Raw genomic sequence first — 25,861 nt, forward strand, 5'->3', positions numbered from 1 at the left:
AGATCGCGATAGGGCGATTTTGTCAAAGGGCGTGCCTCGTAAGACTTGCATGGGCCATGGAGGCTCCCGGTCTTTGGGAAGGCTTGTCACGAAGCTCACCGCCAACGCGCTCGGTCGCGCGAGGCTCAGCCGAACGGGGACGCATCAGGGCAAGAAAATCCTCTCCCCCCCGGGAGACGTGAAAGGACGACACGAGTGCGGCGAGTGCTTCGCAATCGGGAGAAGGTTCGTAAAGAAGGTCGCTCATTGCGCCTGCAAGCGCCGCAACATCGCGCGTCGGCACGCTGCGCCCAGCCGTCGCGCAGGTTATCAGGCTCTCCACCGCCGGAGAACAACGCGTGGAGACGATCTGACGCCCGGCGGCCAGCGCCTCTAGCAGGACAGCGCCGAAACTCTCGCAATGCGACGACAGAACGAAAAGACGCGCCTGCTCCAGAAAAGGGCGGATGCTGGGCACATAGCCAGTCAGCGTTACCCGCGCGGTCAGACCGAGCGAGCCGATCAGGTTTTCCAGCGCGCCACGCTCCGGCCCTTCCCCACAGATCACCAGCCTTGCCTCGGGATGTCGGGCTGCAACCTCGGCAAAAGCGTTGATCAAGAGGTCGAACCCCTTGATCGGCACGAGACGCCCGGCCGCGAGGATGGTCATCGTACCTTGCCGAACAGGGGATGGACGGCCTTCATCCCACAATGCCGGAAGCGGCACGACATCGACATGGGCACAGCCGACGATCTCTCGTGTCTCATACGCCAGAGAGTCGCTCAACGTTGTGATGGCATCGGCTTTGCCGAGCAGACGACGCATGCGCCAATCGTAACCGATCTGTATCAGACGCGACCGACCGGGGCGACAAACCGGCGAACTCACCTGTGCCACGACATGCGGCGCTGCGCAGCAGGGAGCGATTTGAGCAACGGTATGACGGGCCAATGACTATTGCCCGGTACGTAGCAGGACTCGATCTTTCTCAAACGCAGCACCTCGCGCGCGCGAAAGGCAAGAGACCAGGCAAGACGGGTGTCGCCGAGACCGGGTTTGAGCGCCAGATCGACAATCTCGACGGCAGGGACGAGCAGAGAACGCAGAGGGCCATCGTCACGACCGACGAGCAGCGTGACGGCAATCTGCCGTGACGCCCAGTAATTGGCGAGGCCGATGGCCACACGCTCGCTACCGCCGAGACGGAAATCGCGCAGGACGATGGCGATCGAGCCTGGCACCGACGACATCGGGCCGCATTTGATAGGGGTGATGACGGACATGAGAATCAGTCGTTCTGGCCTGCGAGGGAAGACCAGCCCTGATTGTCATGTTTTGACATGAGATACAATGCGTTACTTTTGCGGTCGCGACAAAACCGACCGGACCGCCCTCACTGGCAGAATACCATGTGAGGGCAGAACGTAGTGAGGGCCTCAACCCTCGATCAGTCCTTCGTTGCAGGCGCGTCCGAAGGCGCCGACTTACCGGGCTGGGTCGAATGCTCGACGTCATAGGCGGTGGCTTTTTCTTCATAGCTACCCTTGGCGCCGGGTGTTCCTTGTCATAGAGCGCCGCTTTTTCGCGGGCTTCCTTGCGGAACTCGTGACGCTTGTACATGCCGGTTGCGCAGCCACCGACAGCGCCAAGCACGCCGTGATTGACCAGATGGCCACCGACAGCGCCAGCCGCACCGTATTTCAGGCATCCGCCCGGTTCGGCATGGGCGAGAGGAGCTGCAACAGCGAAGGCCAGCAACGAGAGGCCGAGAAGAGGACGCATGGATGGGTTCCTTGAGAGTAGGGCGCATTCACACTTGAAGGCGCCCTGCTGGTAAAAAGCGGAAAAGCGGATCGGGTTCAGATTTCGACCTGATGGCCGATTTCGACCAGACGCTCGCGCGGGAGGGTGAAGCGATCCGAAGCACGCACCGCGTTGCGGTAGAGAAAGCCGAACAGGATGCGGCGCGGCGAGATCATCTTGGGTTTTTTCAGATCGGGCACGACGTCGTCGTCGCCCGCGAAAAACACCAGCTTGTCCAGATCGAGCGTGCAGCCCTGCTCTTTCGCCTGGCCGAGCACATAGTAGAGATTGGGTATCTCGACAAAGCCGAACGTGACGTTGATCTGCCAGATCCCGTTGCCGAGATCTTTGGTCGTCATGCGCTCATCGGCAGGTATCCGAGGCACGGTGTCGAATTTCACGTTCAGCGCGACCACCTGCTCGGGCAGGCAATGGAAATCGGCCACGTGACGCATGACGATGGGCGGGAGGGCGCTTTCATAACGCGAGAGGAAAACAGCCGCCCCCGGCGTTCTGATCAGTTCGCCATCGCGCAGCTTCTGCAGCACCTTGTCGGAACGCTCACCCAGTGGTGCCAGGCCGGCACGAAGCAGGATGGTGCCCCGGCGCCATGTCGTCATGATGACATAGATGCCCAGACCGATCAGAAGCGGGACATAACCGCCCTTGTCGATCTTGAGTAGGTTGGCAACAAAGAACGCGACATCGATCACCGCGAAAAACAGCGCAATTGGCAGGGCCTTCCAGAGCGGCCACTCCCAGCGTTCGCGCATGACATCGAAAACGAGCAGCGTCGTCATAAGCATGGTGGTGGACACAGCCGTGCCATAGGCGCCAGAAAGCGCGTCCGAACTCTTGAAGCTGAGAGCAATGAGCAGCGTCACGACCATCAGCATCCAGTTGACGACCGAAACATAGATCTGACCGTATTCGCTGTCGGAAGTCTGGCGGATATTGAGGCTTGGAAACCATCCGAGCTGCATGGCCTGGCGCGTGAGCGTGAAGGCCCCCGTAATGATAGCCTGGCTCGCGATGATGGTCGCAAATGTGGCCAGCACCACCATGGGCAGCACCATTTCATGGGGCATGGCAGCGAAGAACGGATTGTCTTTGACCTGTGGGTGACTGACCAGAAACGCCGTCTGCCCGGCATAGCTCAGCACCAGCATCGGCAGCACGATGACGGCCAGCGCCAGACGCACGCTCGGGCGCCCGACATGGCTCATATCCGCATAAAGCGCCTCGGCACCTGTGACGGAGAGGAAGACAGCGCCGAGAATAATCAGGCTGTTTGCCCCGTGCTCGTACAGGAAACGCAGGCCGAAAAACGGGTTGAGACCGATTAGTACAGAGGGGTCATGCAGGAGCGAACTCAGCCCTATACCGCCCAGAGCGAGAAACCAGAGCAGCATGATCGGGCCGAAAACGGCGCTGATCCGCGCTGTGCCCAGAGGCTGGATGGCAAAAATGCCAAACAGGATGAGGGCGGCAATCGGCAGGATATAGGGTTGCAACGATTTGGTGACGACACCGATGCCTTCGACGGCGCTCAGCACCGAAATGGCGGGGGTGATGGCACCATCGCCATAAAGCAGGGCCGCGCCGAACAGTCCGGCTGCGGCGAGGAGCGTGCCACGCGTGTACCAGTGCTTGCCGAAAGAGCCACCGACGAGAGAAAAAAGGGCGAGAATACCGCCCTCACCCTTGTTGTCGGCGCGCATTACCACGGTTGCATATTTGACGGCCACAACAAGGATCATGGTCCAGACCAGGAGCGAGAAACCGCCGAGAAGCGTCTCGCGATCTGTCGAACCCGTATCGTTGAGGACGGTCTGGAGGGTATAAAGTGGGCTTGTTCCGATATCGCCAAAAACGATGCCAAGTGCTGCCAGCGCGCCGGGCAGCACCTTCCTGTGTTCTTCGGCCATACGGCTCCCCGTTTGATTCTGCCCCTGCCCTCACCCGTGATGGGGGGCGTCGGCGTCCAGAAGTTTGACGTCGATGATCATCGCGCCTGAAAAATACATGGGCTTGACGAGATGCTTGATGATGTAGTGCCCATCGCCTCCCTCGATCCGCACCGGCACGGTAATATCGTAGCCGGAGAGACGGGCGTCGTAGGTGGCGTCATCGCCATTAAGGGATACGAGGGCGATCAGTTCATCATTTGTCATAATTTTCTCCATAACCCCGCCAGGGGCTGGCAGCAACTCATGAACGAACGAGACAGCGCGCCTGCTGGTTGCCCTAACCGCAGGTCTGCCAGCCATACCCGATGAAGCAATGCGTCGGCCGGAGGGCATGTCCTGCACCACGATGATCTGTCGCTCTTCTAGATAGGCGAGTTGCCTTCGCGCACGACCGAGCGAATGCGTGCCATAAGCTTCTGCAATCGCTTCGTCTCCCGGGCAGGGCGCGCCGTCGAGGGCTGCACGCGCCAGAAGCAGCACCACACCCTGCACGTCTTCAGGCACGGCACGGGCAATCTCCAGCGCCTGCTCCCAGCTTTCTTCCTGCGCCTGCTCGAAGCTCGAGCCAGAGCGCACACTAGCCAGAAGCAGGCGGAAAGCCCCCAGATCGAGCACGTTTCGGTCGAGGCGCTCGATACGCGCCCGAAGCTGAAAATCCTGATACAGCGTGGCGAGCGGGCGATAAGCCGACTCGTTTTCTGCGACCACCGCCTCGGTCAGGCGCCAGAGCAGTTCGGGAGCGGCTTCGACAACCGGGGCGGCCTCTTCGATAGGCACTGCCGCCGCATAGGAGTCCAGCTGGGCAAGCAGATCGGGTGCGGGCGCACGGCGCTCCCTGAGGCGAGGCGCCGTTTCGACCACAGGCTCGAGAATGAGGCTGTAATTATCTTCGGCGGGGCGGGCTTCGAAGGGCGTTAGAGCAGGGCCCGTCGCATGGCTTGCCGTCTCGACAGCGCCGATCGACACCAAGAGCGGCCTGCGACTCAGTGCAGGGCCGAGTGCCATGAACTGGCCGCGCGCCAGATCGCGAAACGCCTCGGCCGTGCGCCGCTCCATGCCCAGAAGATCAGCTGCACGCACCATATCGATATCGAGAAAAGTGCGGCCCATGAGGAAATTGGACGCCTCTGCCGCGACATTCTTGGCAAGCTTGGCCAGACGCTGGGTGGCAATCACCCCGGCCAGGCCGCGCTTTCGGCCACGGCACATCAGATTGGTCATGGCGCCAAGCGACAGGCGGCGCGCCTCGTCCGAGGTATCGCCACTCGCGACGGGCGCGAAAAGCTGGGCCTCGTCCACAACCACCAGCACCGGGTACCAATAGGCACGGGGCGCCTCGAACATGCCGTTGAGAAAAGCCCCCGCAGCGCGAAGCTGCATTTCGGCCTCGACGGATTCCAGATTGAGCACGACAGAGGCGCGATGGGCGCGCGCGCGCTCGCCTGCGGCACGCAGCGTGGCTTCCGTCTGTTCTGAAGCATCGATAACAAGATGGCCGTATTTATCGGCCAGCGTCACGAAATCGCCCTCGGGATCGACAATCACCTGCTGCACGAGCGTGGCCGTCTGCTCAAGCAGGCGACGCAGCAGATGCGATTTTCCCGAGCCCGAATTACCCTGCACCAGCAGGCGGGTTGCGAGAAGTTCTGTCAGGTCCAGCTGGACATCCGCGCCGTCACGGCCACGGCCCATCGTGATCGATACGCTCATGGGGCTGTCCCTAGCGCAACTCGCCTCCAAAGTCAGCCATCACGCGGACGAATACGAAGGCGCTCACGGGTTTTGTCGCATGTGTTTTTTCACCCCCTGCGCCGCACGACGTCCGGTCGCGAAACAGGCCTGAAGCAGATAGCCGCCCGTGGGCGCCTCCCAGTCCAGCATTTCACCCGCTGCAAAAACACCGGGGCGCTGTCTGAGCATCAACCGTCATCGAGCGCCTCTCGCCTCACACCCCCCGCCGTGGAAATGGCGCGGGCAAGAGAATCCGGTGCCACGAGGTCGAGCGGGCAGGATTTGATCTGCTGCGCCAGAATCCCGGCGCCGGAATGAGGCGGTGTGGCCTCACGCAGCAACCAGCGCGCAGCCGGAGACAGCCCCAGCCGACGCAGCCTGCCCGACTGGCTTTCACGCTCACGAAACCCTTTCAGACGCGACTGCAAGATTTCCTGCGTCAGGCCCGGCCGGAAATCGAGCGTGATCTGCAATCGCCCCTCCCGCCTCAGGCTTCCCGCCACATAGCCGAGAGACGATAGACCGGCGCCCCCTCAATACCCTGATGAGTGATCGTCACATCGCCTCTGGCGCTTTGCCCTACGCCGCTGATCGTGACGGAATGCAGCACCTCGCCGTGAAACTGCTCATGAAATGCCGGAGGCAAGGCGGTCATGAAACCGCAATTGGCGGGCTGCAAAGGCGAGAAGCTTTCGGGCGGCAGAAAACGCCTCCAGCCGCCATCGCTACCGAGACGCGGCCATGATGCACCACCGAGGGCAAGGATGGTCGCTGCTGCTGTCACCCTCTTGGCGCCATGAGAGGTCTCGAACAACAGGTTCCCGGTTTCGTCCCACCCTGCCCAGCGATGGCGCAAGGCGAAGACCGTGTTCTGCGCTGACAGTCGCGCCAGCCAGGCGCGCAGCAGCGGCGAGGCCTTCATCGCCTTCGGAAAAACACGCCCGCTGCTGCCGGTAAAGCAGGGCTGACCGAGATCTTCTGCCCATTCCCTCAGGGCCTGCGGCGGGAACTCCCTGATCATCGGCTCCAGCCAGGAGGCGGAAGCGCCATAGCGTGAAAGGAATGTCTCGAGATCTTCCGCATGGGTCAGATTGAGACCGCTGCGACCGGCCATAAGAAATTTGCGGGCCGGGCTTGGCATCTGATCGTAGACGACCACATCGAACCCGTCGGCAGAGAGGCTCTCGGCGGCGGCGAGCCCGGCAGGCCCGGCACCGATCACGGCGATGATGTGTGGTGTCAGCATGACGTGGGTTTAAGCCTCTTCACCAAATAGTGCCATAGAACGCCGTTTTTAGCCCTTGAGCCTTTCACGGGAACCGCCACATCATCCCGCGCGCTGCACTCCAGACCCGCGCCCCGAACGGGGCAGTTTCAGACACGCTTTTTCAGACACGCCGTTCAGGACGTGCCGCCCTTCTTATGTCTCGTGCTCCTTCAGGACAGCCCATGATCGCTCTTTCTTCAGAGACCCTCTCGACCCTTCCCGCCAGTGTCGAGGTTTTTCCCTATGATCGCGCCTCCCTGAAAGCGGGGATCGTGCATCTGAGCGTCGGCAATTTTCATCGCGCGCATCAATGCTGGTATGTCGATCGCCTACTGGGCCAGCCGGGCAATGAGGCTGGGCGTTCTGCGGCGTCGGGCTGATCGACGATGCAACCGAGCGTCTGAAGCTCGAAGCCTTTCCGGCACAGGATAATCTCTACACTCTGACGCGCTACGCGCCCGACGGCACGACACGGCATCAGGTGATCGGCTCGATGCTCGATTATCTTTTCGCCCCTGCCGACCCGCAAGCCGTGCTGGCCCGTATGGCAGATCCCGAGACGCGGATCGTGTCGATGACCATCACCGAAGGGGGGTATAATCAGGACCACGCCACCGGCAGCTACCGTCTGGAAACGCCTCTGACGCAGCGTGAGCTTGCGGCCCCGAACAAGCCGGAATCGGCTTTCGGCTATATCGTCGAGGCGCTGCGTATCCGGCGCGAGGCAGGCATTGCGCCCTTTACCGTCATGTCCTGCGATAATCTGCGCGATAATGGCATCGTGACCCAGCGCTCGGTCGTGAGCCATGCCCGCGCGCTCGACCCGGAACTGGCGGAATGGATCGAGCAGAATGTTACTTTCCCAAGCTCGATGGTCGATCGCATCACGCCTGCCGTGCTCAAGGAGGATGCCGACCGGGTGAACATCGAATGCGGCGTGCATGACCGCCTGCCGGTGATTTCAGAAGAATTTGCCCAATGGGTGATCGAAGACCGCTTCGTGAACGGGCGCCCAGCGCTCGAAAAAGTGGGTGCCCAGATCGTTCCCGACGTGCATCCTTACGAACTCGCCAAGGTGCGCATGCTCAATGCCTCGCACTCGATGCTCGCCTATCCCGGCCAGCTTTCGGGGCTCGAAACCGTGCGCGATGCCATTATCGACCCGCAAATCGGCAAACTGGTCGAGCGCTTCATGAGCCTCGATGTCATTCCGCATCTGAGCGCGCCGCAGGACATGCCGCTCCCGGCCTATCGCGATCTAATCATTGCGCGGTTCAGCAACCCGAATGTCGGCGACAGGCTGGCCCGTATCACCGGCGATGGCGGCAGCAAGCTGCCGGTCTTCCTCGCCCCGAGCTGGAACAAGCTGGTAGCCTCTGGCGCGTCGCTCGACCGGGTAGCGTTCGTTCTTGCCTGTTTCATTCGTTATCTGCGCGGTCGCACCGATCAGGGAGAGACCTTCACGCCGTTCGAACCCGCACTGTCCGACACGCAGCGCAAGCTCGCGGAAAGCTGGGAGACGGTGTTCTCCATGACCGTGTTCGAAAGCTTCACACTCGATGACGGACATCGCCGGGTGATTCGTGAAATGGCGGAAAGCATGGAACAGAGAGGCACGAGCGTCGTTCTGGCTGAACTCCTTGCGGCAGAACCTGCCAGCGCCTGACCCTGTCAGGCCGGAAGGGGATCGCCGCCTCTTCCGTCCAAAGGCGCTTTTCATGGTCTCATTTTCATCACCGGGATTTTCGTTCCTGCGTTATTCCGGGCTGAGTCTGGTCGTCGCGCTTTGCGCTGCCCCGGTGGCGCAGGCAGCGCCCCTCGCTTCCCTTTCGGGAGCCACCTCATGGCTCAACACCCAGCCCCTCTCGGCTGAGGCACTGAAGGGCAAGGTGGTGCTGGTCGATTTCTGGACGTATTCCTGCATCAACTGCCTTCGCGAACTGCCCTATGTCGAGGCCTGGGCCGACAAGTACAAGCCCTACGGCCTCGTGGTGATCGGCGTCCACGCGCCTGAATTCGCTTTTGAAAAGAACGTCGACAATATCAAAAAAGCTGTCGGGCGATTCCACATCACCTTCCCTGTCGCCGTCGACAACGACCGGGCGATCTGGAACGGCTTTGGGAACGAATACTGGCCTGCCGCCTATTTCGTCGGCGGTGACGGCAAGATACAGGCGCATCATTTCGGTGAGGGCGATTACGACAATTCCGAGCGCATGCTCCAGGCCATGCTGCGCGAAAACGGCGCGAAAGATGTGCCGGGCGATCTGGTTCACCCCAGGGGCAGCGCTGAGCAGGTCGAGGCCGATCAGTCCGATATCGGCTCACCGGAGACGTATATCGCTATGAGCGCGCCAGCAATTTCATTTCAACGGGGGGCGCCATACAGGATTCCCCCAATGACTATGTGATCGAGCGCACCCCCGCCCTGAATCAATGGGGCTTAAGCGGCAACTGGACTGTAGGGCCTGAATCGGCCCGGCTGAACAAGGCAGACGGCGCCATAGAATTCCGCTTTCATGCGCGCGATCTGCATCTCGTGCTCGGCCCTGTGAAGGGTGACGCCCCGGTTAAATTCAGGGTAACGATCGACGGCAAGCCCCCCGGCGCCATGCATGGCAGCGATTGCGACGAGAATGGCCTCGGCACAGTAACCGGCCAGCGCCTCTACCAGCTCGTGCGCCAGCCTGAAAACGCCGTGGGCGAGCATGAATTCAAAATCGAATTTCTCTCGCCCGGCGTCGAGGCGTTCTCCTTCACCTTCGGCTGAGAGACCGCGTCTCAGGGGGCACGCCCCCTGATCGCTCAGAAGCTGGTCGACACTGTGCCCGTCATGGTGAAGCGGGCAGCGGTCATGAAGGAATTGCCGTAGCCGGTATAGGGCGCGAGACTGCCGCTATAGACCGTGCTCGGGTCTTTCGCGCTGTAGATGGCGCCCATGGCGCCGGTGCGCACGATAGAGCCGGTCACATTGGCAAAGTTCAGCTTGATGGTGGGCGATTGCGCGATGCCGACCGGCTTGAAACGATAGCCGAGCGAAATAGTGTTGGTCACAAATCCCGGCATACGCTGATCGCCTGCCACACTGACCGATTGCGGCCCGGTATAATGCAGGCTCGCATTGCCGAAGAACCCGGCATATTTATAGGTCAGACCGAAATTGGCCAGAACACGCGGCGCCATGATGGCCTGCGTACCCTTCGAATTCAGCATGTTGTTCGTATAGGGGTCGAGTACGTTACTATCCTGCACGGCATGCAGATATTCGACCGAGGCATAAGGCTGAAGCCATGAATCGGACGGCCCGAAATCATGAAGTCGAAACCGCGCATATGCTGGTTACCGATCGAGAACGGCTTGAACTGGTTCATACCCAGATACTGGTTCACGATGCGGTTGGTGACATTGTAGTTGAAGAATGACGCATCGAGAATGATGTGCTCGTCATGATAGCGGTAGCCCAGTTCCTCCTTGATCGAATACTGGTTTTTCGGGATCGGCACGCTCGTATAGAGCCAGCCAGATCGACGGCGCTCGGCTGGCGGTAATCGCCCTCGGCGTTCAGATAGATCTGGCTATGCTCGTCGATCGTATAGCCGACAGAGAGCTGCGGTAGCGGCTCGGTGCGGTTATTGGCCATGCGGCCGTAGAGATCCTTGTTCCAAGTATTGGCCATGACGAATTTGAACCCGGCCTGGATGTCGAGCTTGTCGTTCAGATATTTGGCGTGATCCTCAATGAACAGGCTGTGGATCTCGGTGCCTGCATTCTGCTGGTCACCCGCATCGATGCGATAGGCGGCAGCGTTCGGGCTGGGTGCCGCGCCGTTATCCATGGTGTAGCTGGTGGGATAGGATTGCTGGGTATAATTGTTTTCATACCAGTAGCCGAAAGCGACATGATTATGACGGTCGACATCGAAACCTAGCTTGGCCACCGCCCCGCGACGCTCGGTCGCCCCTTGCAGGAAGTAGCTCGTGACGTTGCGCGTGGACCCGTCGGACTGGGTCATCGTTCCCCCCGGTGAGGCGTCCCATCCGCGACCGAGATTGTAATAGGGCTGCAGGTCGAAAGCGAGGCGACGCGTCAGAACGATATGGATCGGCGCGGAAATGAAGACCTGATTCCAGTAATCGGTGTTATTCTTCCAGTAGTTGATATTGTTGGAATTGGCCGATCGGCCATAGCCCTCACCCGTATGCTTGTATTTATAAAATTCCTGCTGCGTCGGATAATTATCGATCGTGAAATCTTCCCAGTTCCACGAAACGAAAGTCTTGGCGAAAGAGCCGTTCTGCCAGGTCTTATTCAGCCCGAAATCGATGTGACGACGGTCATTGATGCCAGCCCCCATCCAGCTACGGGTATGAGTGTTCGAGAAAGAGAAATACCCGCGCACGCCGCTATGGCCGATCTCGCCCGTATCCACGCGGATGAACTCACGCGACAGATTATTGGTACCATAGGAAAAATCGACCAAACCGCCGAATTTCTTGTCAGGCGTATGAGTGGTCTCGTTCATCGTGCCGCTGGCTGCCGACATCACCGGAAGGGCCGTTTCCGAGCTACCCGGCGTGAGGGAGACGGATTCAACGTTTTCCGTATCGATGTTCTCTGTGATGTATTTAGCCGCGGCGGCAGGCGCGCCATCGACCAGAAGCGCCATATCGAGATCGGTCAGGCCGCGCGACTGGATCTGGCCACCCTGCATACCGTAAGGATCTGGCGTGCTGATACTGACACTCGGCAGGTTCTGGATAAGGTCCAGCGCCGTGCTCGATGGATTGCGCATCGAGATATATTCGTGGTCGACCGTCTGCACGTTGCGCGGCGCGTGTTCGATACGCATCATGCCACCACCGCCATTGAGCGCCTGACGGCTGGTCGTGACCGAAATTTGCTCTTCCCCTTTGGCTTCAACAGGCCCAGCATGCTTGCGAGACGCTACATGACCCGTATTTGGCACAGGCTGATGCTTCATCTCTCCCTGTGCAGCGTTTTTGTGAACACCCAGTTTGTGGACAGTTTTTGGGGGAGCGCCGAAGGCAGTGCCTCCAAGGGCGAATGTCGACACGAGGCTTGTCAACACCATCAGGCAGGCAAAAGCAATGTAGCGCGGCGAGGGGCTGCGTGACGTCATACAGGATCCTATCGTTACGAACGTGCTCAGACACTGGCTGCGTCCAGGCCGTGGAGCCGAAAGATACCCTCCGCCGATCGGAACAGACCCGGAAACGGCTAATTTGTATACAAGACGAAACGATACTTCAACGAATCATTTCATCTGGTTTTCACAAAAATCGCTGCTTTCTCATGCAAGAACCGTCCCCAACGAAAAGATTACGCCGGAAAACCACTTTTATTCTTGCTGGATTTCAGTTTTTACCATTCTTGGGCGTTAAATCCACTCGCGCATGCTACTGCCTGCCATCGGGTCCAGAAGATTATTCTCGTCTGCGATGCAGATGACCTCGCAAAAGCGGGCCAAACCGGGCGCCTCACAGGGAAGCGCGGAAACAGTCACGCCTGCCGTGCCACTTGATTTATGTGCTGCTGGGGATAGCGCAGGCGGCCCGCTGACGACGCCCTTGCCCCCGCGAACTGATCGCCCCCCCTTTTGCACCTTGTCTCGGTCAAGCGACCGAGGGGAACGGCGGGACACGTCGATCAGAGATCGATATCGAGTCCGATATCCAGCGCTTTGACGCTATGGGTCAGCCAGCCAAGCGAAAGTACCTCGACACCGGTGGCGGCAATGGCCGGGGCCGTCTCTGGCGTGATGCCGCCAGAGGCTTCAGTCACGGCGCGGCCATTCACCATCTGTACGGCGTGGCGCAGCGTCTCGACGGGCATATTGTCGAAGAGATAGGCATCAGCACCGCCACTCGACAGCGCGGTTTCGAGCTGATCGAGCGTATCGATTTCGAGCGCCACGGCCATCAGATGGCCTGCCCGCTTTCTCGCGCCCTTGAGCGCGGCCGCCACACCGCCACATAGCGCGATGTGATTATCCTTGATCAGGATTGCATCATCGAGCGATAACGGTGATTACTGCCACCACCCGCCTTGACCGCGTATTTCTGTACGGCCCGCAGCCCCGGCAGGGTCTTGCGGGTGCAGCAGATACGAGCCTTCGTGTCCTGCACGGCGTCAACCACCTGACGCGTGGCAGTAGCAATCCCGCTCAGATGCGACAGTAGATTGAGCGCGGTACGCTCACCCCCTAGAATGGTTTCGGCGCTCCCCTCGACCTCGGCCAGAATATCGCGAGGCGCAATACGGCTGCCATCATCCTTGAGCGCCGTGAATTCGATCTGGGAGTCGAGCAGGGTAAAAGCGAGGCGCACCGCGCTCATACCGGCCACAACCCCCTCATGGCGCGCACGAAACACAGCGCGCAGACGTTGGCCGGGGCGTGCCACAGCCTGTGTGGTGGCATCGCCACCCGTGCCGAAATCCTCGACAAGACCGGCCCTGACGACAGGTTCCCACATCAGATCCGGCAGGGGAGAAATGAAAGAACTCATGCGTTGACCATGCTCCGTTCCTGAAGGCCGATATCCTCCAGGGTGAAATGAAAGCGCTCCGCCTGGACAGCCTGTTGACAATCAACACGCCAGTGGCTGCCCCGGCTTTCACGACGACGCAGGGCGGCAGAGGCTATGGCAGCGCCCACCAGCGCATGGTCGTCACGACCGGCAAGCGGCGCCAGATAAGCGGCAAGTGCCTCCAACCCGTCCTGATCGCGCAAGATACCCGCCCCCTTATCCATCTGCTGACCAAAGCTGGCAGCCCCCAGACGGGCGGGACGCGACGGGTTCTGGCAGGAATGGCGCTCGCGCGGGGCATTATTGACGTCCCAGGCGACCGCACGCCCCATGACGAAGGCTTCAAGCAGCGAGTTGCTGGCCAGACGATTAGCCCCGTGCAGACCTGTGCAGGCGACTTCGCCGCAGGCCCAGAGCCCGGCGATACTGGCGCGTCCGTGCAGATCGGTCGCGACCCCGCCCATATGATAATGCACCGCCGGTCGGACGGGGATAGGCTCACGATCGGGGTCTATCCCGTGCTGACGACAGGAAAGCGCAATACCGGGGAACTGACGTGAGAAGACCTGCTTCAGCCCCCGGCCCGATTTACCGATGCGCGCATCGAGAAAAACGCGATGTCCCTCGATACGGTGTCGAGCAATCGCCCGCGACACCCGATCGCGCGACTGTAATTCATCGGTGAAACGACCGCCCGTCTCATCCACCAGTATCGCCCCGGCCCCACGCACGGCCTCGCTGACGAGTGGCGAGCGCGCGCCCCCTGTCTCGACGTCGAGCGCGGTGGGATGAAACTGCACGAATTCCATATCGGCCAGCTTTACCCCGGCGCGTGCGGCTGCGGCAAGGCCGCGACCCGTATTGCTGTTGGGGCTAGTCGCACCGGCATAGAGCGCCCCCGCGCCGCCACAGGCCAGAATGCAGGTATTGGTCGGAATGAACTGCCCGGTATTGAGCCAGACGCCCTGAACCCTGCCTTCCGAAGCCTGGATATGTTCGAGCGTGACGCCATCGAGCACCACGATGCGCGGCAGCCTTTTCACCTGAGCGATAAGCGCCTGCATGATGCCTGCCCCACTGCCATCGCCCCGGACATGGGCGATGCGTGCGCGTGAATGCGCGGCTTCGAGATGCAGATCGAGGGTACTCGTTCCTTTGCGATCGAATGCCACTCCCCAGTCGAGAAGGGTCGAAATAGCCGAAGGGCCAGCACCGATAATGGCTTCAACCGCCTTGCGGTCGCAAAGACCATCGCCTGCGGCCAGCGTGTCGCCGATATGCAGCGCCACATCATCGTCATGACCGATTGCCGCAGCGAAGCCGCCCTGCGCCAGCATGCTGGCCGCCTCCTCACCGAGGGGGGTGGGGCTCAGCACCACGCAGGGACGGTCGAGATGCAGGGCAGCAGAGAGCCCGGCAAGACCCGCGCCCGCAATCACCGGCCAGCCTGCAAATCGGGTAAGCGTCATCATGGCAGCGCCCTCAGATGGCCAGCATCCGCTCGACCGCTCGACGCGCCTGCGGAAAGAGCGCGTCAGGAATGGTGACTTCCTCTTCCATGTTCTCCAGAGCGCGCCGGATCGCGGGAAGCGTGATGCGCTTCATGTGAGGGCAGAGATTGCAGGGCCGGACGAACTCGACCGCCGGATTCAGTGCCGCGAGATTATCGCTCATCGAACATTCGGTCACGAGCAGCACTTTTTTCGGCTGTTTCACGGCCACGAATTCCATCATGCCTGCGGTCGAACCGGCATAATCGGCCTCGGCCACCACCTCAGGGGGGCATTCGGGATGCGCCAGCACCACCACACCCGGATGCATGCGACGATATTGCCGGATTTCGAGCGGGGTAAAACGCTCATGCACTTCGCAATGACCCGGCCAGGTCAGCATCTCGATGCCGGTTTCGTTCTGGATATTCTGCGCCAGAAACTCGTCGGGGATCATGATGACACGCGGCACACCGAGACTCTCGACGATTTTCTTCGCATTGCCCGACGTGCAGCAGATATCGGTCTCGGCCTTAACGGCCACAGAACTGTTCACATAGGTAACGACAGGCACACCGGGATAGGTCGCCTTGAGCGCCCGGACATTCTCTGCGGTGATGGATTCTGCGAGCGAGCATCCGGCCATTGAATCGGGAATGAGAACCGTCTTTTCCGGGTTCATGAGCTTGGCGGTCTCGGCCATGAAATGCACGCCCGCCATGACGATCACCTGCTCTTGCGCCCACTGTGCCTCACGCGCCAGTGCCAGACTGTCGCCGCGTATGTCGGAGATGCAGTGAAAGATCTCGGGGGTCTGATAATTATGGGCCAGAATGACCGCATTGCGCTCACGTTTCAGACGCAGGATAGCCCTGATGTCGTCGGCAAAATTCTGCTCCCAGTCCTCGCGGGTCATCAGTCGGGAAACGGGCTCGTAAAGCGCATCGCTGCGGTCTCTGACGAGGGTCATCTGATCCATGAGATCCTCTCCACTCATTTATGCTCTCATTGAGCATAATAGGGATAAAACTGTTAGGCCCCTTACATTGGATGGAGCTTGCGGATTTCAAAGCCACGATCCCGTGATTTCCGCCAAAACCGCTGCCCTGCACGAGAGACATCCTCAGATCGAGCGTGCAATCGGCAGTTTCGACCCCATGAGATGCCGCGTGCCTATCACGGCCCCCTTGAAGCGATAGAGCCGCGCCGGGCGTCCCTGCGCCTGCATCTCCGCTTCACCCGTTTCCTCCACCAGATCCTGCGCCAGAATGAGCCTGCGGAAATTCTGTTTGTGCATAGGCCGCCCGGCAATGGCCTCGACCGTGCGTTGCAGCTGCCACAGGGTGAAGGTCTCGGGCATCAGTTCGAATACGACTGGCCTGTAGCGTATCTTCGCCCTGAGCCGAGCCAGCGCCGTGGCCAGAATGCGGCGCTGTCAGACGGCATGGCGCGCCTGGTGCCAGCCACCTGCCAGGATGGCGCGATTCAGGCAGAAGCCCGGCCTCCCAGAGCAGTTCGTAACGATGCAGAACAAGCTCGTCATTCCAGGGCTGCCCTTCGAGACCAAAGGTTTCGGCACAGCGCCACAGACGCGCGGCATCGCGCCCCGCCCATTGGGCCAGGGCACGCGCTATGTCAGCATCGAGTTGATCGGCGCCTTTTTCGCGCCGGTTCTCCCAAGGAAAATATTCGTAAAGCCCCCGCCAGCCTTCCTGCGCATCTTCGAGCCGCGTGAGCCCCATATATGAAATGCGGATCAGGCGCGGGTGGTCATGACCACCCCCTTCCGCTCCTGCCGCCTCGGCAAAGGTGTAAAGCTGTTCGATATGCCCGAGATGGCATTGCGTCTGCTGCTCGACCCAGAGCCTCATGCCGCGCTGCAAGGAGCGATGAGCGGTCTCGAGCGGACCCGAGGGCAGATTGCGCCCCTGCTCGAGGGTCAACACTAGAGGCATCTCGTCCTGCACGGCGATCAGCACCGCTACGAGCTCCGAACGCAGCTCGTTCATGCCGAAACGACCCGCCCGGTGGTGAGCAGAAGCAGGCCGCGAAGGATGTCGGCAGGTGCCGGCGGGCAGCCACGCAGGGCGACATCGCATTGCTGCATGCCCGACAGACCGGCCTCCATGATCCCCCCGAGTGTGGCGTAATTCGTGCCGAATGGTCCCTGCCCCAGCGCGCAATCGCCAATGGCGACAACGCCCTTTGGTGAGGGCATGGCCGCCCAGCGCGCCTGAAGCGCCGGCAACAGGGCGCGTGTCACTACGCCCACGACAAAAAGAAGCTCAGCATCATGAGGCGTATCGACAAAGCGTATGTCGTGCCGTGCCAGATCGTAAGCCGCCCCCTGCAACGCATTGGCCTCGACCAGACAACCATCGCAACCGCCACCGGCAACCAGATGCAGGGTCAGCGGGCGCGGAGCCGGTGGCAGGGCGCTGCGAGGCCGCCAGCGATGGGCGTCCAGAAGCGCGCGCAGGTAAATCATGGACAGATCCGCTCGTTTGATTCGTCCCGGATATGACCACAAACACCGACTGCAAAAAACCCCTGGCCTCTCAAGTTCTCGGGCCACTGCCTGGTTGCCCGCTTCAGTCTGAAGACGGCTGGAACCACCCGGCTACAAGACAAAGACTCCAGCTTCGAACCGAAGCACAGGAGCAAATCGCGGGACCGCGTCTTTTTGACCATGACGATATCCGGAAGTTGCGGTAAGCCGGAAACATGACTCCGGACACTGCCCTTCCTTTCGACGCCGATGCCCTGCTCGCCCTCGCTGCCCGACTGGCAGATGAGGCAGCTGTCCTCATCAACGATATCCGGGACAGCGGATTCGAGACGATCATCAAGGCAGACAAATCGCCGGTAACCGAGGCGGATCAGGCCGCTGAGCGCCATATTCTGGCCGGACTGCGTGCCGCCACCCCGCAAATTCCGGCGATCGGGGAAGAGGAAGTCGCCAACGGCACCTTCGTGGAGCCGGGCGAGACCTACTGGCTGGTCGATCCGCTCGACGGCACACGTGAATTCGCAGCAGGGCGCGATGATTTCACGGTCAATATCGGGCTGATTCATCGCAACCGCGCCGTTCTTGGCGCCATGGCGCTACCCGCCTATGGCCAGCTTTACACGGGTCTGGTCGGCAAGGGTGCCTGGCGTCGCGACAGCAACGGGCTGACAGAAATTGCAGCGGTCCTGCCCCCCGAGGGCGGGCTGCGTATTCTGGCCTCGCGCCATTATGCCGATGACCCGAGGCTGAAAGAATGGCTGGCCGGTCGCAAGGTGGGTACGCTCGGTAATATCGGCTCTGCTGCAAAATTCGCCCGCGTTGCCGAGGGTGCTGCCGATTTCTATCCGCGTCTCGGCCCGACCATGGAATGGGACACAGCCGCACCGCAGGCCATCGTCGAGGCTGCCGGCGGCCATATTCTCGATGAGCAGGGCACACCGCTCACCTATGGCAAACCTGGCTGGTTCAACCCGCCTTTCCTCTGCACCGGCCGTCATCCCGCAGGAGAGCATGACGCATGACCGAGATCCTGAAAGCCGATCCCGATGCCATCGCCCGCGCTGCCTCCCTGCTGCTTGAAGGCAAGCTGGTGGCATTCGGCACCGAGACCGTTTACGGGCTTGGCGCTCTGGCCACGTCAAACACCGCTGTTGCGCATATTTTTGCAGCCAAGAACCGCCCGCGCTTCAACCCGCTGATCAGCCATTTCGCCAGCGCCGAAGCGGCCTTTGCCCATGTAGAACCGACCGATCTGGCATATCGTCTTGCCGAGAAATTCTGGCCCGGCCCGCTGACCATGATCCTGCCGCGCAAAAGCGGCTCGACCATCTGCGATCTGGCCACAGCCGGTCTGCCTACGGTCGCGCTGCGCGTGCCACGTGGCAAGACGGCGCTCGCCCTGCTCGAAGCCGTAGGCCAGCCTGTCGCGGCGCCTTCGGCCAATCCATCAGGACGTGTCAGCCCCTCGGACGCGTTTCATGTTCTGCGCAACATGCATGGAAGGATCGACGCCATTCTCGACTCCGGCCCCTGCTCGGTCGGGCTGGAAAGCACGGTGATCGATCTGTCGCGTGAAGTGCCCTTTCTGTTGCGTCCGGGCGGCATCACGCTCGAACAACTCGAATCCGTCTGCGGCACGATCCGCAACCCCGATGATTACGCGACCAAGCTGCCCTCGTCGCCGGGTATGCTGGCCTCGCATTACGCCCCTGGTCTGCCTGTGCGGCTGAATGCTGAATCCGTTAGCGAGGATGAGGCCCTGCTTGCTTTCGGCGCGCCCCTGCCCGGCGCCGGACTGGTGTATAATCTTAGCGAAACGGGCACTCTCGAGGAAGCGGCTGCGCGTCTTTTCGCCGGCCTGCGCTTTCTCGATGGGGAAGGCCAGCGTCGCGGCTTGCAGACGATCGCAGCCATGCCAGTGCCGCGTCATGGGCTGGGTCTGGCCATTCTCGACCGCCTGCGTCGCGCGGCGAGCCCACGCCCTGTAGCGGGCGGGGATGACGACGATCTGGAGAGCATGATCGGCTGATGTCCGGCTCTTTCGACCCAAAGGAACTCAAAGTCCTCTCGGATATTCTTGCGCTCGTGCTTGAAGAGCAGGAAGGCCAGTCTGTTGCCGCGCTCAGCGCGCTGCGGTCGCGCGCGAAAAAAAGCGGGATGACGGGCGGCGCGCTGAAAAATCTTTTTGTCGCCATTGCTCCCAACCCGCCCGCTCGCGCCAAACCAAGAGCCACCCGCACGACGAAAACCACCGAGAACAGCGCCGATACTCTGGCTGCCCGTCAGCAGATTGTGACGCTTACCAATAATCTGCGCCAGATGGATCTGGAATTGCGCAATTCCGCGCGAGACTTGAATCCGTCAGGTCAGAACTGTTCCAGACCCAGCAATCCCGCGCCGAACTTCAGTCGAAGCTACTCAGCAAAGAGGCGCGCAAACCGTTTTCCAGCATTCTCATCTGGTGCGGGTTCGCTGCGGGTATCCTGATCGGCATCGCCGGGACACAGTTCATCCATTCGATCGCTGACACCCCGCACATGGATCGCTCGGTCTATCTGCGCTGACCTGCTCAGACTGCAAGGCTGACGATCAACGACATCGCACGCCCTGCCCTAGCCCCCCGTCAGGCTTGACGATTGCAATCACGAACGTCTCTGCCACTTTTCTCACCGCAACGCGCGATCCAGGAGGAGCAACCCCGTTTCGCCGGAGACTAGTCGCGCAGACCACCCATAATCGGTCGCAATTCAACACGGCTCTGGCTCCTTCGCCGTACGGGCGGGCGGGGCTGACAGGAGACAAAATAAAGCCCCATCGCGAAAATAAGGTTCGATACGATCATGAACAGATCGACCAGCATCAGGGCGCCACTGCCCGTAACACCCCTCCAGAGCGAATAGATCAGAAAGGCGACATTGAGCGGGCGCATACCAAGCAGGAGCGAGCGTAGTGGGTTGGCCTGACCGGGCCGCACCAGCTGACGCATTCTCATGATACCCAGATAGAAGGCGACGAACAGCACCCAGTTCAGGATGTTGAAAACCGACCCACCCAGGGACGTGTAACCGCAAAAGGAGATGATAAGGATCGCGGCCAGAAAAAAGACGATGGCGCCAAGTTGCAGGCTCATCCCCAGTTCTGCAGAAGGCAGCCGTTCGGGCAATCTGTCAGAGACTGGCTGGAAGACCCGATCGAGCAGCCAGAGATCGGCCTGATTAATGCGTTCGACGAATGTAGACATGCGGCTGATTTACCGTGCTGTCGCTCCGGACGCACCCGTTTTCTTCGCATGAGCGCGGTCGAACCAAGGGGGAGGCACGCATCGCTGCCTTCTTACAAATACTGGACCCAACTCTCCGACAATTCGAAAGTAAAATTTAATCTTTTGACAATCACCGTCACGAAAAGATTATAATAGTTTCGAATCATCAAGGAGTTCCCGCTCATGGCTTTGCCGGTCATCCTCGATCATCTGAGCAAGACTTATGACGGTCGGAGAGTTCTGGATGATATCAGTGTTTCGCTTCAGCCGGGCAGTATCAATGCCCTGCTCGGCCCCAATGGCGCAGGCAAAACCACATTGATCGGATGTTTGCTCGGGCTTCTGACGCCCGATGCCGGATCTGTCCGCATATGGGGCGAAGCCGCCGACGCCGTGAGCCCCGCCTCACGCCTACGTATCGGCTTCGTACCCCAGACCATGACAGGGCTCACCTGGTTCCGCGTCCAGGAACTCAAGGATTATCTGCGTGCCTTTCGTGACAATCCTGAAGATCGGGAAGACCGGCGATGGGCCGACTGGGCAGCCCTCGACCCGAACGCCCGGATCTCGACCCTTTCAGGCGGAGAACGCCAACGCCTGGCCATCGTGCTGGCCCTGCGCTTTTCGCCCGATCTGATCATTCTCGACGAGCCGGTCGCGAGCCTCGATCCGATGGCGCGGCATGATTTTATCGCACTGCTTTCGCAGAGCGTGCAGAGCCGGGAGACCACGGCCCTGATCTCGTCCCATATCATTTCCGATCTGGAGCGGATTTGCGATCGCTTTCTCGTCATGAAGAAAGGAAAGCTTATCGGTGATCTGAGCGCCGATGTTTTCGCCCGCGAGATACGGCGCCTCGCCATCTGGCCCGATGCGACACTCGGTCTGGAGATCTTGGCCGATTTACCCGATGGCAGTGTCTGGGTGCGAGGCTGGCGTCCCGAACTGGATGTCCTGAATCTTCCCGTTCTGTCAGGCGATATGGAAGCCTATTTTCTGGCGCTGACACGATGACCTTCGTAGCAAGCGCCCCCATGGGGCGCACCGTTCGAGACTGTCTGCGCGCCATGCGGCTCTACGTCTCGCCAGTCTTCCTGCGTGAAAACCCCCTGGCTTTTCTGGCCATTCTTTACGTCGCTCTATGCTTCGGTTTCGCTTTCCTGCTTCATCATGGCCGGCTCGGACACGACCGGTTCTGGCATGACGGTCACTATACGATTTCGCCTGTTCTGGCACCGATATGGTGGGTTTCGCTTTACGCCAGCTTTTCAGCGATCAGCCTGCATTACTGGCGTCAGATCCGACCGACGTCGACCTATCTGCTCTTACGGCTGCAGCGAGCGGAATATCACGGCGTCCTTGCTGTCGGGCTGATATCGATTTTTCTGCTTGCCCTGCCACCTCTGTCAACCGGCGCTCCCACACTCAACTGCTTCGCACTCGAAGCCATTGGCCTGTTCTTGTGGTCCGGCCCAAGACCGGCGAGCCGGGCAGAGGCCCTGAGAGGGGTGATGACACCATTGGGCATAGTCAGGGCTATCGGGTTCTTCTTTCTGCTTGTCCCCCGGATGCAGAATTATCTGTTCTCCGTACCGTGGTATGTCGCTGTCGTCATCATTATTGCCTGCCTAGGTATGGCCCTGCGCCTTTACCGCTTCCGGGATTATCGTCTGGCGCCCGAGACGCCCCGAGATCTCCTTGCCTCCGCCCCTGAAACTCTTTCCACCCCCGTGGAACGTGTCGCCTCCTTCATTCTATGGCGCCCGTCACGGCTTGTACGCCTGCCCCTTGCCGATCCAGTGCATACTGGCAGTCCGATTGCCGTTGCCTTGCTGGTTGTCGGTTCGACGCTGATTTTCGGCTGTCTCGCTGAATTCATCGCCTGGATAGCGGATGGAGTCATCCCGTCTCCAATCGCTTTGCGTCATAGGCTGCCCAATCTGTCACGTCAGAGCCTCTTCCTGATTGGCGTGAGTCTTTCCGCATGGATGACCCAGCACGGAGACTGGCCCTTTCTCCTGACGCTCGGGCCTTATGGCGAGAAACGCATCTTTGCCCGCGCCGTCTATCGCCTCCATTTGCAGCGCGCCTTACAAGCCGGTCTCATCGCCGGTACGATGATCGCTCTGACCACATGGTTCGATGAGCGGATGGCTCTCGGACCGGCTCTGGCGGCAGGCTGGGCATGCGGGCTATTTCTAACAGGCGCCAGTTGCCTGCCGACACTCGCGTTTCTCGTTCCGCGGTTCAATCGCCCGCCAACGATCGCCGTTCTCAATATCGGCGCCATGCTACTGGGCATGCAATTCGCAACGACGCTCGTAATGCAGACAGGGTTCTGGTGGCGCTGGCTGCTGACACCCGGCTCACTTCTATTCGCCCTGCTGTGCTTTTTCCTTATCCCACCACGCCTTGCCGCGCAGGACTGGCCTATAGAACCACCCCGCTAACCGCGGGCAACATGGACAGGCTGCGACAAGCTGTTACGCTGCCTGCTTTCTTTCGCGTTTCCTGCCATCAGGAGTTTGTCATGGTCGTGCTGCCTCATCTGCGCAAAATGCTTCTCGCATCGAGCCTGCTCGTCGCCCCAGCGCTTTCTCTCCCCGCTCTGGCAGCGCCCGCCACTCCCCCCGCTCATGCGGCTACCGCGATGGACAGCGCCCTGAAGGCCACTTTGCCGAACGGGCTGCGCGTCGTGATCGTGCCCGACAGGCTTGCCCCCGTGGTGCAGACGCAGATCATCTATCTCGCCGGTTCGGCAGCCGCACCGAACGGCTTTCCCGGCACAGCACACGCGCTCGAACACATGATGTTCAACGGCTCGAAGGCACTCAGCCGCGACCAGCTCTCGACCGTCAGCGCGCGCATCGGCAATGTCAGCAACGCGTTCACCACCGAAGACACGACACAGTTCTATTTTCAGGCGCCCGCGCATTATCTCGATCTCCTGCTCAAGATCGAAGCCGACCGCATGCGCAATGTCCTACTGTCCGATACCGATTGGGGGCATGAACGCGGCGCCATCGAGCAGGAGGTCGCGCGCGACCTTTCGATGCCTTTCCAACGCTACACGATCGCACTGAACCGCGCCCTGTTTGCAGGCACACCCTACGAGCACGACGCACTCGGCACGCGTGAATCCTTCGACAAGACCGACGCGAAACTGCTGCGCGGATTTTATGACAGCTGGTACCAGCCGAACAACGCCATTCTGCTCATCGTCGGCGACGTCGATCCTGCGAGCACGCTTGACAAGGTACGCAGCCAGTTCAGCGCCATTCCCTCGGGCAAGCTCCCTGCGCGCCCCGTGGTCGAACCGGCCCCCGCCGAGGCGCAGACCATCAAGATCGACAGCGACTATGCTACGGGCATTCTGAGCATCGCCTATCGCATGCCCGGATCACAAAGTCCTGACTACGCCGCAGCGCAAATTCTCGCAGATGTGCTGGCCAGCCAGCGCGGCGCGCTTTTCGCCCTTGTGCCCCAAGGCAAGGCGCTTGGGACCGAATTTTCCTATAACGCACGCGTTCATGCCGGTGTCGGCAGCGCTCTGGCCGCTTTCCCCAAGGGTCAGGACCCCAGCGCCCTGCTTGGAGAAGTCCGTGGCATTCTCGAGACGATACGTCAGAAAGGCGTTCCTGCCGATCTGGTCGAGGCCGCCAAACGCAAGGAAATCGCCGCTCTCGAATTCAATGCCAATGGCATCACCGATCTGACCCAGAGCTGGGCCGATGCGCTGGCCTATAGCGGCGTGAATTCGCCCGCCGATCTGGTGAAAGCCTATAACGGCGTCACGCTCGAGCAGGTCAATGCTCTTGCCGCCCGCCTGCTCGACCCCGCCCATGCCGTTACCGGCATTCTGACACCCTCTGGCGGCAAGTCACCCGATATTGGCGGTGCAAAGGGCCCGGAATCACTTTTGCCCCCTCCCAGCAAAAACATCGCCCTGCCTGACTGGGCCGCAACCGCTCTGGCCGATCTGCCCAAGCCCGAGCCGCTCAGCCTGCCTGCGCGCTACACGCTCAAGAATGGCATCACCCTTCTGGTGCAGCCTGAGCATGTCAGCCACACGATCCGCCTTTACGGCTCCATTCGTCACAACAGCTATCTGCAACAGCCCAAAGGCAAGGAAGGCGTCGCCGACCTGACGAGCGATCTCTTCCTTTTTGGTAGCACAAACCACGATCGCCTCGCTTTCGCAGCGGCCCTCGATGCGCTGGCTTCGGATGCGAATGGCGGCGTATCCTTTTCGCTCAGCACGCTCAGCGCCAATTTCGACAAGACGCTTGCCCTTCTCGCTGAAAACGAGCTGCACCCTGCCTTCCCTGCGCAGCTTTCATGATCCTGAAACAGCAGGCCATCGCCACACAGGCCGGCGTTCTGCAATCGCCCGGCTATCGTTTCCAGCGCGCCGTGACCAAGGCCCTCGACCAGGCCGACGACCCCTCACTGCGCGAAACCACGCCCCAGACGCTGTCGTCGATTTCACTGGCTGACGTGCAGAACTTCTACAAGGCAGCCTATCGTCCCGACCTGACCACCATCGTCGTGATCGGTGACATCACCCCTGAAAAAGCAAGAGCTTCGATCGAAGCTGCGTTCGGCGCCTGGTCTGCGACCGGCCCGCAGCCTGTGGTCGATCTGCCTGCACGCCCCCAGAGCAAGCATTCGCAGGCAGTTATTGACGATCCCGGCCGTCTACAGGATTCAGTCTATCTCGCCCAGACCGTCGCCAGTGGTGTGAAAAACCCCGATCGCTACGCACTCGAAGTGGGCAATGAGGTGCTCGGCTCCGGCTTCTCTTCGCGTCTGATGCAGGATCTGCGCGTGCGCACCGGCATGGTCTACACCGCAGGCTCCGACTTTGCCTGGTCGGCCAATCGGGGTGCTTTCATGATCTCCTATGGCTCGGATCCCGACAAGACGAACAAGGCCCGCGATGCGGCCCTGCGCAACGTCACGTCCATGCAGTCCAGCCCGGTTTCCGATGACGAATTGCTCAACGCCAAGGCATCGATCCTGCGTGCCATCCCCATGGAGCGTGCCAGCTTCGGCGGTATCGCCGGGCAGTATCTGTCGCTCATCGATCTCGGCCTGCCCCTGACCGAACCCGATGACCGCGCCAAAGCCGTTTACGCCATGAGTGCAAAACAGGTGCAGGACGCGTTCCATCACTGGGTGCGCCCCGAAGACATGGCCCAGATCATTCGTGGGCCGGCGCCGAAGTAATGGGCAGTCTCGGGGCTTTGCCCCGAAACCTGCAACGGGGTCGGCGCCCTTTGATTACCCGTCGGTCGAAGA

The 25,861-nt window shown here is 60.6% G+C and carries 19 protein-coding genes and 5 pseudogenes; 11 read left to right on the forward strand and 13 right to left on the reverse strand.

Annotation, left to right across the window (positions count from 1 at the left end; genetic code table 11):
* Positions 1 to 22: 22 nt before the first annotated feature.
* The 6 genes and pseudogenes from JCM25414_RS21405 to JCM25414_RS17200 all read right to left on the reverse strand — a co-directional run bounded on the left by JCM25414_RS21405 (position 23) and on the right by JCM25414_RS17200 (position 6,730).
* On the reverse strand, positions 23 to 868 hold the full coding sequence (locus tag JCM25414_RS21405) for a glycosyltransferase (RefSeq protein WP_206777948.1): 846 nt from the start codon (positions 866 to 868) through the stop codon (positions 23 to 25).
* Positions 865 to 1,263, reverse strand: a complete 399-nt coding sequence (locus JCM25414_RS04635; RefSeq protein ID WP_025840871.1) for a glycosyltransferase family protein — start codon at positions 1,261 to 1,263, stop codon at positions 865 to 867. The genes JCM25414_RS21405 and JCM25414_RS04635 overlap by 4 nt, the downstream gene beginning before the upstream one ends.
* Positions 1,264 to 1,427: 164 nt before the next feature.
* Positions 1,428 to 1,762, reverse strand: a pseudogene (locus JCM25414_RS22300) (hypothetical protein).
* A 77-nt stretch (positions 1,763 to 1,839) separates the two neighbouring features.
* A complete protein-coding gene (locus JCM25414_RS04645; protein WP_025840873.1) occupies positions 1,840 to 3,711 on the reverse strand; it encodes a potassium transporter Kup in 1,872 nt (623 codons plus the stop codon).
* Between the two features lie 30 nt (positions 3,712 to 3,741).
* A complete protein-coding gene (locus tag JCM25414_RS04650) occupies positions 3,742 to 5,463 on the reverse strand; it encodes a helicase HerA domain-containing protein (protein WP_025840874.1) in 1,722 nt (573 codons plus the stop codon).
* Between the two features lie 63 nt (positions 5,464 to 5,526).
* A pseudogene (locus JCM25414_RS17200) lies at positions 5,527 to 6,730 on the reverse strand (TIGR03862 family flavoprotein).
* Positions 6,731 to 6,933: 203 nt separating this feature from the next.
* Here JCM25414_RS17200 and JCM25414_RS25790 point away from each other — a divergent pair.
* The 4 genes from JCM25414_RS25790 to JCM25414_RS23635 are packed head-to-tail and all read left to right on the forward strand — an operon-like array spanning position 6,934 to position 9,521.
* Entirely contained in the window at positions 6,934 to 7,131 is a 198-nt protein-coding gene (locus JCM25414_RS25790; RefSeq protein WP_051535689.1) for a hypothetical protein, read from the forward strand.
* Positions 7,132 to 7,151: 20 nt separating this feature from the next.
* Complete coding sequence (locus JCM25414_RS25795; protein ID WP_277911041.1) at positions 7,152 to 8,417, forward strand: mannitol dehydrogenase family protein; 1,266 nt, start codon at positions 7,152 to 7,154, stop codon at positions 8,415 to 8,417.
* A gap of 52 nt (positions 8,418 to 8,469) precedes the next feature.
* Positions 8,470 to 9,162: a thioredoxin family protein gene (locus JCM25414_RS22305; protein WP_025840875.1), complete on the forward strand. Its 693-nt coding sequence runs from the start codon at positions 8,470 to 8,472 to the stop codon at positions 9,160 to 9,162.
* The gene (locus JCM25414_RS23635) at positions 9,135 to 9,521 is read left to right on the forward strand and encodes a hypothetical protein (protein WP_242403377.1); all 387 of its coding nucleotides are present in this window, start codon (positions 9,135 to 9,137) and stop codon (positions 9,519 to 9,521) included. Before JCM25414_RS22305 ends, JCM25414_RS23635 begins: the two co-directional genes overlap by 28 nt.
* Positions 9,522 to 9,556: 35 nt before the next feature.
* Here the strand turns inward: JCM25414_RS23635 and JCM25414_RS17215 are convergent.
* The 6 genes and pseudogenes from JCM25414_RS17215 to JCM25414_RS04705 form a co-directional block, all read right to left on the reverse strand.
* Positions 9,557 to 11,843: pseudogene (locus JCM25414_RS17215) on the reverse strand (TonB-dependent receptor).
* A gap of 575 nt (positions 11,844 to 12,418) precedes the next feature.
* Positions 12,419 to 13,278: pseudogene (gene nadC, locus JCM25414_RS17220) on the reverse strand (carboxylating nicotinate-nucleotide diphosphorylase).
* On the reverse strand, positions 13,275 to 14,771 hold the full coding sequence (locus JCM25414_RS04690; protein ID WP_148300950.1) for an L-aspartate oxidase: 1,497 nt from the start codon (positions 14,769 to 14,771) through the stop codon (positions 13,275 to 13,277). The pseudogene nadC and the gene JCM25414_RS04690 overlap by 4 nt, the downstream one beginning before the upstream one ends.
* Before the next feature lie 10 nt (positions 14,772 to 14,781).
* Positions 14,782 to 15,759, reverse strand: coding sequence for a quinolinate synthase NadA (gene nadA / locus JCM25414_RS04695; protein ID WP_408734869.1), 978 nt, complete (start codon positions 15,757 to 15,759; stop codon positions 14,782 to 14,784).
* 153 nt (positions 15,760 to 15,912) lie between these two features.
* A pseudogene (locus JCM25414_RS17225) lies at positions 15,913 to 16,798 on the reverse strand (NUDIX hydrolase).
* Positions 16,795 to 17,277 (reverse strand): NADH-quinone oxidoreductase subunit B family protein, encoded by a 483-nt coding sequence (locus JCM25414_RS04705; RefSeq protein WP_025840879.1) that lies wholly within the window; start codon positions 17,275 to 17,277, stop codon positions 16,795 to 16,797. The pseudogene JCM25414_RS17225 and the gene JCM25414_RS04705 overlap by 4 nt, the downstream one beginning before the upstream one ends.
* A 236-nt stretch (positions 17,278 to 17,513) precedes the next feature.
* On the opposite strand from JCM25414_RS04705, the gene JCM25414_RS04710 reads away from it, so the two are divergent.
* From JCM25414_RS04710 to JCM25414_RS17230, 3 genes are read left to right on the forward strand one after another with little or no spacing between them, the layout of a single operon-like run.
* Complete coding sequence (locus JCM25414_RS04710; RefSeq protein WP_025840880.1) at positions 17,514 to 18,320, forward strand: 3'(2'),5'-bisphosphate nucleotidase CysQ family protein; 807 nt, start codon at positions 17,514 to 17,516, stop codon at positions 18,318 to 18,320.
* Positions 18,317 to 19,327, forward strand: a complete 1,011-nt coding sequence (locus JCM25414_RS04715) for an L-threonylcarbamoyladenylate synthase (protein WP_025840881.1) — start codon at positions 18,317 to 18,319, stop codon at positions 19,325 to 19,327. The genes JCM25414_RS04710 and JCM25414_RS04715 overlap by 4 nt, the downstream gene beginning before the upstream one ends.
* Complete coding sequence (locus tag JCM25414_RS17230; RefSeq protein WP_242403354.1) at positions 19,327 to 19,785, forward strand: hypothetical protein; 459 nt, start codon at positions 19,327 to 19,329, stop codon at positions 19,783 to 19,785. The genes JCM25414_RS04715 and JCM25414_RS17230 overlap by 1 nt, the downstream gene beginning before the upstream one ends.
* 226 nt (positions 19,786 to 20,011) lie before the next feature.
* On the opposite strand, the gene JCM25414_RS04725 is transcribed toward JCM25414_RS17230, so the two are convergent.
* Entirely contained in the window at positions 20,012 to 20,539 is a 528-nt protein-coding gene (locus JCM25414_RS04725; protein WP_025840882.1) for a hypothetical protein, read from the reverse strand.
* Positions 20,540 to 20,743: 204 nt separating this feature from the next.
* On the opposite strand from JCM25414_RS04725, the gene JCM25414_RS04730 reads away from it, so the two are divergent.
* The 4 genes from JCM25414_RS04730 to JCM25414_RS24525 all read left to right on the forward strand — a co-directional run bounded on the left by JCM25414_RS04730 (position 20,744) and on the right by JCM25414_RS24525 (position 25,789).
* Positions 20,744 to 21,574 carry an ABC transporter ATP-binding protein gene (locus JCM25414_RS04730; protein WP_025840883.1) on the forward strand — a complete coding sequence of 277 codons (831 nt, stop codon included), beginning with the start codon at positions 20,744 to 20,746 and terminating at the stop codon, positions 21,572 to 21,574.
* On the forward strand, positions 21,571 to 23,010 hold the full coding sequence (locus JCM25414_RS04735; protein WP_148300951.1) for a hypothetical protein: 1,440 nt from the start codon (positions 21,571 to 21,573) through the stop codon (positions 23,008 to 23,010). The genes JCM25414_RS04730 and JCM25414_RS04735 overlap by 4 nt, the downstream gene beginning before the upstream one ends.
* Positions 23,011 to 23,090: 80 nt before the next feature.
* On the forward strand, positions 23,091 to 24,902 hold the full coding sequence (locus JCM25414_RS17235; protein WP_242403355.1) for a M16 family metallopeptidase: 1,812 nt from the start codon (positions 23,091 to 23,093) through the stop codon (positions 24,900 to 24,902).
* The gene (locus JCM25414_RS24525; RefSeq protein ID WP_242403356.1) at positions 24,899 to 25,789 is read left to right on the forward strand and encodes a M16 family metallopeptidase; all 891 of its coding nucleotides are present in this window, start codon (positions 24,899 to 24,901) and stop codon (positions 25,787 to 25,789) included. The genes JCM25414_RS17235 and JCM25414_RS24525 overlap by 4 nt, the downstream gene beginning before the upstream one ends.
* Positions 25,790 to 25,861 lie beyond the last annotated feature (72 nt).

This window comes from Asaia platycodi JCM 25414, assembly GCF_000614545.1.
Classification (GTDB): Bacteria; Pseudomonadota; Alphaproteobacteria; order Acetobacterales; family Acetobacteraceae; genus Asaia; species Asaia platycodi.